This window comes from Chitinivibrionales bacterium, from assembly GCA_035516255.1.
In the GTDB taxonomy this organism is placed as follows: Bacteria; Fibrobacterota; Chitinivibrionia; order Chitinivibrionales; family FEN-1185; genus FEN-1185.
In genome coordinates, this window is sequence record DATJAL010000042.1 from 63,910 (window position 1) to 72,112 (window position 8,203).

General features: G+C 59.2%; 6 protein-coding genes. 5 read left to right on the forward strand and 1 reads right to left on the reverse strand.

All coding sequences use genetic code 11. The annotated features are described in order from the left end of the window. The first annotated feature begins 1 nt into the window (after position 1). The gene (locus VLX68_12120) at positions 2–631 is read left to right on the forward strand and encodes a class I SAM-dependent methyltransferase (protein ID HUI92985.1); all 630 of its coding nucleotides are present in this window, start codon (positions 2–4) and stop codon (positions 629–631) included. A gap of 32 nt (positions 632–663) precedes the next feature. Here VLX68_12120 and VLX68_12125 read toward each other — a convergent pair whose 3' ends face one another. Next, positions 664–1,413: a TonB family protein gene (locus VLX68_12125; GenBank protein HUI92986.1), complete on the reverse strand. Its 750-nt coding sequence runs from the start codon at positions 1,411–1,413 to the stop codon at positions 664–666. 91 nt (positions 1,414–1,504) lie between these two features. Here VLX68_12125 and VLX68_12130 point away from each other — a divergent pair, with 91 nt between their 5' ends. The 4 genes from VLX68_12130 (at position 1,505) to VLX68_12145 (ending at position 7,993) form a co-directional block, all read left to right on the forward strand. Next, positions 1,505–3,316: a hypothetical protein gene (locus tag VLX68_12130; protein HUI92987.1), complete on the forward strand. Its 1,812-nt coding sequence runs from the start codon at positions 1,505–1,507 to the stop codon at positions 3,314–3,316. Then, positions 3,313–6,753 (forward strand): DNA polymerase III subunit alpha, encoded by a 3,441-nt coding sequence (locus tag VLX68_12135; protein ID HUI92988.1) that lies wholly within the window; start codon positions 3,313–3,315, stop codon positions 6,751–6,753. The genes VLX68_12130 and VLX68_12135 overlap by 4 nt, the downstream gene beginning before the upstream one ends. Then, positions 6,729–7,475: a lysophospholipid acyltransferase family protein gene (locus tag VLX68_12140; GenBank protein ID HUI92989.1), complete on the forward strand. Its 747-nt coding sequence runs from the start codon at positions 6,729–6,731 to the stop codon at positions 7,473–7,475. The genes VLX68_12135 and VLX68_12140 overlap by 25 nt, the downstream gene beginning before the upstream one ends. 200 nt (positions 7,476–7,675) lie before the next feature. After that, positions 7,676–7,993: a hypothetical protein gene (locus VLX68_12145; protein ID HUI92990.1), complete on the forward strand. Its 318-nt coding sequence runs from the start codon at positions 7,676–7,678 to the stop codon at positions 7,991–7,993. Positions 7,994–8,203 lie beyond the last annotated feature (210 nt).

The window sequence follows — 8,203 nt, forward strand, 5'->3', positions numbered from 1 at the left end:
AATGTTCTCCTTTCCCAAATACCGCCGTTCCCGCCATGCCATGAAGCGGCTTTACAACCGCATATTCCGGTTCTACGGCAGCATCGAGAAAAGCCTCGGCCCGAAAATCGACGAGATCGTACGGCAAAAAATCGCAACACTTCCGAACGTCTCCTCGTGCACCGCGCTTGAATACGCCTGCGGCTCGGGCCTGCTGTCGCTCAAGCTGGCGCCGCTGTTCAAATCGGTCACCTGCCGCGACGCATCAACCGGCATGCTGAGCCGGGCAAGAGAACGCGCCCGTCGCGCGGGAATGAACATTGATTTCAGGGAAGGCGATCTTCTTGCCATTGACGAGCCGGCAAAGTCGTACGATTACGCATTTGTCCAGTTTGCGCTCCACTTGTTTCCGCCGGAAACGGAGAAAAAAATCCTGAAAAAACTCTGCACCGTGGCCCGAAACGCGGTTTTTATCGTTGATCATAACAGGAAATGGAGCCTCGCCGCGGCAGTCGTGGAATGGATGGAAGGCGGCTATTACGACACCTTCATCAAGCAGGATTTTTCATTGATCGCACAGGAAATCGGGTGCGCGAAGTTTGAGGAGACGGAGATAGAAGAGTGCATGGTGCTGACGTTTTATTTATTGTGAAAAGCCTTCTGACATCGCCGTCGAGTTCCTTATTATTCTTCAAGTTTAAAATTAATTTCGAATTGTTTTTTCATCTTTACCGGCACTCCTTTGAACGTCGCCGGCTTGTATTTCCACCGTGCAACGGACTTGACGACTTCCTCGGACAGCAGTTCGTGCGGTGAAGAGGTGATCTTCACCTGGAGGATTGTTCCGTCTTTGTCAATCACCGCCCATCCCTTCACCACGCCGGAAATTCCTTCTTCACGAACGAATTCGGGATAAAACGGATCCTGGTGTTTAATCAATTGCGGAATTCCGTCAACCGTGCCTTCCTCGTATATCTTGTCGGGAGCAGCGGCCGCGTCTGCGACCGGCCCAGGCGGTCCGGAGGCTGCCTGCGGCGCAGGCGGCGTCTCTGCCGGTGCCGGCGCAGCGGTCTTGTTCTCGGACGGAACAGGGTTCTGCTCTTTTACAGGCGCAGGCTGGGGCTTGACTTCGGCGGGCGCCGGCGCCTTGGGTCTGGCCGTTTTAAGCTTCGGCAGCGAGGCTTTCGCAGGCTCTGCGGCTTCCTCGAAGACCTGGGAAAGTTTTATAAGATCAAACGTGTGCGGCCGGTCGAATTCCTTGGATTTGTAAATCGCTTTTGACAATATGACAATGGCGGTAAGAAAAAGAACATGACAGAGCAGGGAAATGAGAATGTTCGGCGTGATCGATTCGCGGAGTATCCCGTTTCCCGCCGTTTTGGAAAAGTCATTGTTCATCGCAAGAAAAATACGAGGCGTGGGGAAGGGATACAAGCTATTTGCGTCCGCATGAGTGCGGGATTTTAGTATTTTTAGCGACGGACGGAAAAAATTTATGCCGGATAATTCACTATCATCTCCAATTATGACTAATCCCGTTACGCTCCCGGCCTTCGAACAGTACCTTGCCCTTCTCCCGCCGGAAGTGTTTTTCAGATACGCGCTTTCGGAGTCAGACGGTAAGAGGAAAATCCTTTCATCATCTCTCATCAAGGATGCCGCGAAGCACTTATCTTCGGAAAAATCGCTCGCGACACGATTTGAGCGCCTGTCGCATGAATCAAAAGTAATGTGCAGTCTTGCCTATCTGTTCGGGAAACGGGGAGTTCCGGCTCCAGCGGTGCATAATTTTGACGACGAGCTCCTTTCCTCTTTTCTCGTGTTTGCCGGCCGGGACGCAATCGGCAAAACGTTCTATTATCCGTTTGAAGAATTCGAACACAGGCTCTTCCCGTTTTGCGCTGAAGTCCTTGTGGAAACTTCCAAGACCAGGGCGCCGGCCGAATCCGCGTCGATGCCGCATTGGTATTGCCTTTCCGACATAGTGGTCTGCGCGAACCTCGCCTCGCTCGGCATGCTCGAAAAAACGAAAAAGGGGACGCTGTCCAAGGCCGCCGAAGGCGCGCTGAAGAAATTCCTTCATGCGCCCCACGAACTGCCGCAGGTGGAAGGCCGTGAAACCGCCTTTGACGCATGCGTGTCCCTGCTTCTCGATTACGCCGTCTCCCGCGAACTGCTGGTCATTGACGGCGGCGCCTACCGTGCCGATCCCGGGAGGATGCTGGAATGGCTCGCCCTGCCTCTTGACAACCGCTATGCCGACTTTCGCGGGTTCGCCTTTGACTCGGTACCGCTGTGGAGCAGGACGGCGCTTGAGAAACTATTCGCGGCGCCGGCGCGGACATGGCTTTTAACCAATGCGCTCCCGGATCATGCTCGGGCCGACGCCGTCATCGCGGTGTCGCTGCTGCGGTACTGCGGCTGCTGCGACGCAGTCAAGGCGGAGACCGGCCTTGCGTTTTCACTTTCCGGCCGCGGCGGCGCCGTGCCCGCTGTGACGCCTCAGGCGGGCCGCATCGTGCTGATGCCCGACTTTTCGGCGGTGCTGCCCCAGGAGGTCTCGCCAGAGGACCTGTTCTGGTTCCTGCGCGCGGGCGCGCTCGTTTCGTTCGACAGGGTTTACAAAGGGGTGATCAGGCGCGACGTCATCAACGGCTCGCTGAGCGAGGGCGCCGACGAAAAGAAGACCGTTGCGTGGCTCGTTTCGCACGGCGCGCCGCACAACGTGGCCGAGACCGTAAAAGAGTGGATTCGTGAGTTCTCCAGAATTTATTTAACCACCAGCGCCTCCGTGGTGTCGTTTGACGAGAAGGCCACGCGCCAGCTTACGGCCTACGAACCGCTCAGGAACCTGGTGACGCCGGCGCAGCCGCATTCGGTGTTCATGATACGGCGGGGCCGCGAGGAGGAGGTGCGCCGGCTCCTCGTGGAGATGGGGTTTGATCCCCGGGCGCCGGGAGAGCGGCAGGTTGAAAAGCGCCGCGCCGGCATCGAGATTGCGCCCGAGCCTGCGCCGGCGATCGTCCCCATGGTGAGTTTCGAGCAGCAGGCGGCGGAGCCGCCGCGGCCGGTGCGCGCCGGCAAGTACGGCGAGAGGCTCAAGGAACTTGACATGGGCGACATGCTTCACGTGGTCGATTATGCCGTGATCATGGGCAAGGCGCTCGCCGTGGATTATCTCGGCAGCCCCGGGATAAAAAAGGGCATGCACATCGTAAGCCCCCTGAGCCTTTACAAGGAGGGAGAACCTTATTTCGAGGCCGGGACAACGTCAGGAAAATCGAAGCGGAAGTTTATGCTCAAGAAAATAAAGAGGATCGGGGTCGACTCCGCATGAGCAAGCGCAGCGATTTTGTGCACCTGCACAACCACACCGAGTACAGCTTTCTCGACGGCGCCATCCGCATCAAGAGCCTCGTGGAGAAGGCGAAGGAATTCGGCATGCCCGCGCTCGCCATCACCGACCACGGCGGCATGTTCGGCGTGGTGGAGTTCTACAACGCCTGCCTCAAGGAGGGGATCAAGCCCATCATCGGGTTCGAGGCCTACGTGGCGCCGCAGTCGAGGCTTGACAAAACAAAATCCGGCGACGAGAACTACCACCACCTCATCCTGCTCGCGCGCAACCTCGAGGGCTACAAGAACCTCATGCGGCTCTCCACCATCGGGTATCTGGAGGGCTTCTACTACCGGCCGCGGATCGACAACGAGGTGCTGCGCAAATATTCGGCCGGCGTCATCGCCACGAGCGCCTGCGTGGCGGGCGCCATCCCGCGCGCGCTGCTTTCGGGCGACACGGCGCGTGCGCAGAAGATCGCCGAAGAATACATTGACATTTTCGGAAAAGAGAACTTCTTCTTCGAGCTGCAGAACCACGGCATCGACAAGGAGCTCGTGGCGTTCGACGAGCTCATCAAGCTGGGACGGCGCATGGGCGTGCCGTTCATCGTCGCCAACGACGCGCACTACCTCACCAAGGACGACGCCTCGTCGCATGAGGTGCTGCTGTGCATCGGCACGCAGACAACGCTCGACGACCAGTCGCGCTTCAGGTTCGGCTCAGACCAGATCTATTTCAAGTCCGCGGCGGAGATGGCGCAGCTGTTTCCGGACATGCCCGAGGCGCTCGCCAACACGGTCGCGATCGCGGAACGGTGCAGCGTCGACATCAAGGCGCCGCCGCAGCTCCCCAAGACAAAGGTGCCCGACGGGTTCGCCTCCGAGGCGGAGTATCTTTCCCATTTGGCAAAGGCCGGGCTCAAGGAAAAATATTCCCGCATCACGCCCGGCATCCAGGAGCGGCTCGATTACGAGCTGGGCGTGATCTGCAAGATGGGCTTCGAAGGGTACTTTCTCATCGTGAGCGATTTTGTCGCGGCCGCGAAGCGCGAGGGCGTGATGACCGGCTGCCGCGGCTCCGCGGCCGGCAGCCTCGTGGCGTATTCCATCGGCATCACCGACGTCGACCCGATACGCTTCGAGCTACTGTTCGAGCGCTTTCTCAACCCCGAGCGCATCGACATGCCCGACGCCGACATCGACTTCGCGGACCGCGACCGGTACAAGATCATCGACTACGTGATCAAGCGGTACGGCCGCGACGCCGTGTGCCAGATCATCACCTACGGCCGCATGAAGGGAAAATCGGTGGTGCGCGACGTGGCGCGCGTCATGGGCCTCACGGTCGCCGAGGCGGGCAAGCTCGCGGCAATGGTGGACAAGGATCTTGCCACGTCGCTTTCGACCAACGGCGAGCTCGCCGCCACGATCAAGGCCAATCCGAAATACGCCGAGCTGTTCCGTCACGCGCGCGCGCTCGAGGGCCTCAACCGGCAGCCGAGCATGCACGCGGGCGGCGTGATCATCGCGCCGGGCCCGGTGGTCAACTGGTCGCCGCTCTTCAAGCAGCCCGACGCCGACGAGGTGATGACCCAGTTCGACATGAACGACGTGAAAGAGGTCGGTCTCATCAAAATGGACTTTCTGGGCCTCATCACCCTTACCATCCTGCAAGACACGATAGATTTGGTAAAGCAAAACCACGGCGTGGTGATTGACTTATGGAAACTGCCCGACGGCGACAAGGAAACGCTCGCGCTGCTGGGCAGGGGCGAGACCGTGGGCGTGTTCCAGTTCGAATCACAGGGCATGCAGGACAACCTGCGCAAGCTCAAGCCCGAGGGCATCGAGGACCTCATCGCCATGAACGCGCTGTACCGGCCCGGCCCCATGGAAGACATCCCCGTGTACATCCACCGCAAGCACGGCAGGGAAAAGGTGGAGTACAGGCACCCGTTGATCGAGGAGATCCTCAAGATCACCTACGGCGTGATCACCTACCAGGAACAAGTGATGCGCGTTGCGCAGGAAATGGGCGGCTTCACGCTGGGCCAGGCCGACATCCTGCGAAAGGCCATGGGGAAAAAAGATATGGAGAAAATGGAGGCCATGCGCAAGCGGTTCATGGAGGGCGCGCAGAAGCGCAAGGTGGAAGCGAAGATCGCGCAGGAGATCTTCGACCGCATGGCAAAATTCGCCGGGTACGGGTTCAACAAGGCCCACGCCACCGTGTACGCGCACGTGGCCTACCAGTGCGCGTACCTCAAGGCGCATTACCCCATCGAATTCCTCACCGCGAACCTTTCGAGCGTTCTTGACAAGAAAGACGATCTTCTCGTGATCAAGAACGAGGCCGAGCGCATGGGCATCAAGATCCTGCCGCCCGACGTGAACACGAGCGACTACCGCTGCTCCATCGACGGGGGCAGGATACGCCTGGGCCTGGGCACCATCAAGAACGTGGGGAAGGCGGCGGAGAAGATCCTCGAGGCGCGGGCGAAGAAGGGCAAGTTCTCGAGCCTGTTCGACCTGTGCGCGTCGGTCGATTTGCATCTTGTCAACAAGAAGGCGCTCGAGTCGCTCGTGTACGCGGGCGCGCTCGACAGCCTCAAGGGCTCGCGCGCCCGGCTGTTCGCCGGCGTCGACGCGGCCATCGACTACGGCAGCGCCGAGCAGAAGGACCGGGCGAGCGGCCAGACCAGTCTGTTCGAAACCGACGACAAGGATTCCGCCGCGAGGGTGCGGCCCGAGCCGCCGCTCCCCGACGTGGAGGCGTGGCCCTACAACGAGCTGCTCGCCAGGGAAAAGGAAGTGCTCAACTTCTACGTGAGCGGCCATCCGCTCGAGCGTTTCATGGACGAGGTGCGAGGGTTCACGGACATTACGCTCAGTGCGGAGTCGCTTGACAAAGTAAGAGAGGGAACCGCGCTCACCGTTGGCGGCATCATCACGGCGGTCAAGACGCATACGCAGCGCGACGGCAGGCCCATGGCCTTCCTGGAGATAGAGGACTTCGACGGCTCCATGGAACTGCTCGCCTTCGGCGAGGCGTACGAGAAGTTCCGTCACCTGCTTGCGCCCGACGCCATGATCCTGGTGCGCGGCACGGTGAGCATCCGCGAGGGCGACAAGAAGCCCAAGCTGCGCGTCGAGAACGTGATCGCGCTCTCCGAGACACGCGAAAAGCTCACCAAAAGCGTGCACGTCCGGCTGCGGACGCAGGGGCTCGAGGACGCGTTTGTAAAGGAACTGTACGACGAATGCGGCAAGGCCGCGGGCGACTGCAGTCTCATCATCCACCTGCAGACCCAGGAGGAGAACGAATACCGCATCAAGGCGAAAAACGTGGCGGTGAACCCGGCAAAGGAGACCATCGACCTCTTGCGCAACCGGCTCGGAAAGGAAAACGTGTGGCTGAGCAAGACCGCGGCGTAACGGGCCTCCTTAACTTTCTCCACAACATGTTCATCGCGGCGTGGGCGGCGGTGAGTACCGTTGCCTACGGCACCGTGACCCTGTGCATCGCGCCGTTCAGCAACCGGCTCGCGCGCTACATAGCGCACCGGTGGTGCATTCACCTTATGGCGCTGTGCGGCATACGGGTGCGGGCCGTCGGCGTGGAAAAGCTCGACACCGGCGGCCGTTACGTTTTCATCGCGAACCACCAGAGCTATTTTGACATCCCGGTGCTGTACGCCGGCCTGCCCTTCTCCCTGAGCTTTATTGCGAAAAAGGAATTGTTCTTTATCCCGTTTTTCGGCTGGGGCATCGCCGCCATCGGCCACATCTGGATCGACCGCGAGAACGCCCGCGCCGCGCGCAAGTCCATCACGCGCGCCATCGGCAAGCTCAAGCGCCAGGGCATCTCGTTGGTGCTGTTTCCCGAGGGAACGCGGAGCGTAAGCGGCGACGTCGGCGAGTTCAAGCGCGGCAGCTTCACCCTCGCGCTCGAGGCCGGCGTGCCCGTGGTGCCCGTGACCATCCGCGGCACGCGCGACATCCTGCCCAAGCGGTCGGGCCGCTTCCGCCCCGGCACGGCCACGCTCGTGATCGGCGACCCGATTCCGCCTGCGCAATTTGAGGAGCTTGACAAAACAAAACTGTCGGAGCTGGTGCGGGGGAGGATTATTGCGGGGGCCTCGAAGTCAATTTCATGAGCGGTAAAAAAATCACCGCGGAGACCAGAGAGCGCGAGGAAAAATGATATAGAGTTGGATGTTGAAGGTTGAAAGTTGAAAGCAACGAAACGAACGAAGTACATTTAACTTCCAACTTCAAACTATTGAGCTTATCTGTGTCTTCCGTGTCTCCGTAATGATTATTATTTGTCAAGGCATACAATTTTCCCGGAGTTCCCATGCCGAACGAAATCGACGTCCTCATCGAAGAATCGCTGCGCCTGCGCCGTGAGGTGCAGCGCCTGCAGGAACAGTACGACGCGAAGCGCGGCCGCATCCTCGCGCTCATGGTGGCCGCCGACCGGCGATGGTACACCTACGGTGCCTGCAAGGCCGTGCGCACCGAAGCCTGTTCCATAGAAAGCGTTTCCAAGGAACTGTTTGTCAAGGCGCTCAAGGAGGTGGACATTCCGGGGGAGAAGAAAGTTTTCATCTGGAACCACTCGGTCAAGGAAGTGAAAAGGCCTGAGACGGTGATATTGAAGATTGTAACATAAATTGGAGGGGGAAGTCTCCCCCTGGCCCCCGGCGCATACCGACCGGCGTGAATAATTGACGTGCGGTATGCACCTGGACCTGACTCCTTAAAATGGACACTCGTTTAGGCACATTGGTTCAACTTTACAGACTCAAATATACGGGGCGGCATGCCGATCGCCGTATGGATTCTCTGGCCATTATACACATGCTCAATATACTCAAACAAT

What these genes read in the sequence shown, in the direction of transcription:
- VLX68_12120 (HUI92985.1), top strand. Translation starts at nt 2, where the DNA reads ATGTTCTCCTTTCCCAAATACCGCCGTTCCCGCCATGCCATGAAGCGG.
- VLX68_12145 (HUI92990.1), top strand. Translation starts at nt 7,676, where the DNA reads ATGCCGAACGAAATCGACGTCCTCATCGAAGAATCGCTGCGCCTGCGC.
- VLX68_12130 (HUI92987.1), top strand. Translation starts at nt 1,505, where the DNA reads ATGACTAATCCCGTTACGCTCCCGGCCTTCGAACAGTACCTTGCCCTT.
- VLX68_12135 (HUI92988.1), top strand. Translation starts at nt 3,313, where the DNA reads ATGAGCAAGCGCAGCGATTTTGTGCACCTGCACAACCACACCGAGTAC.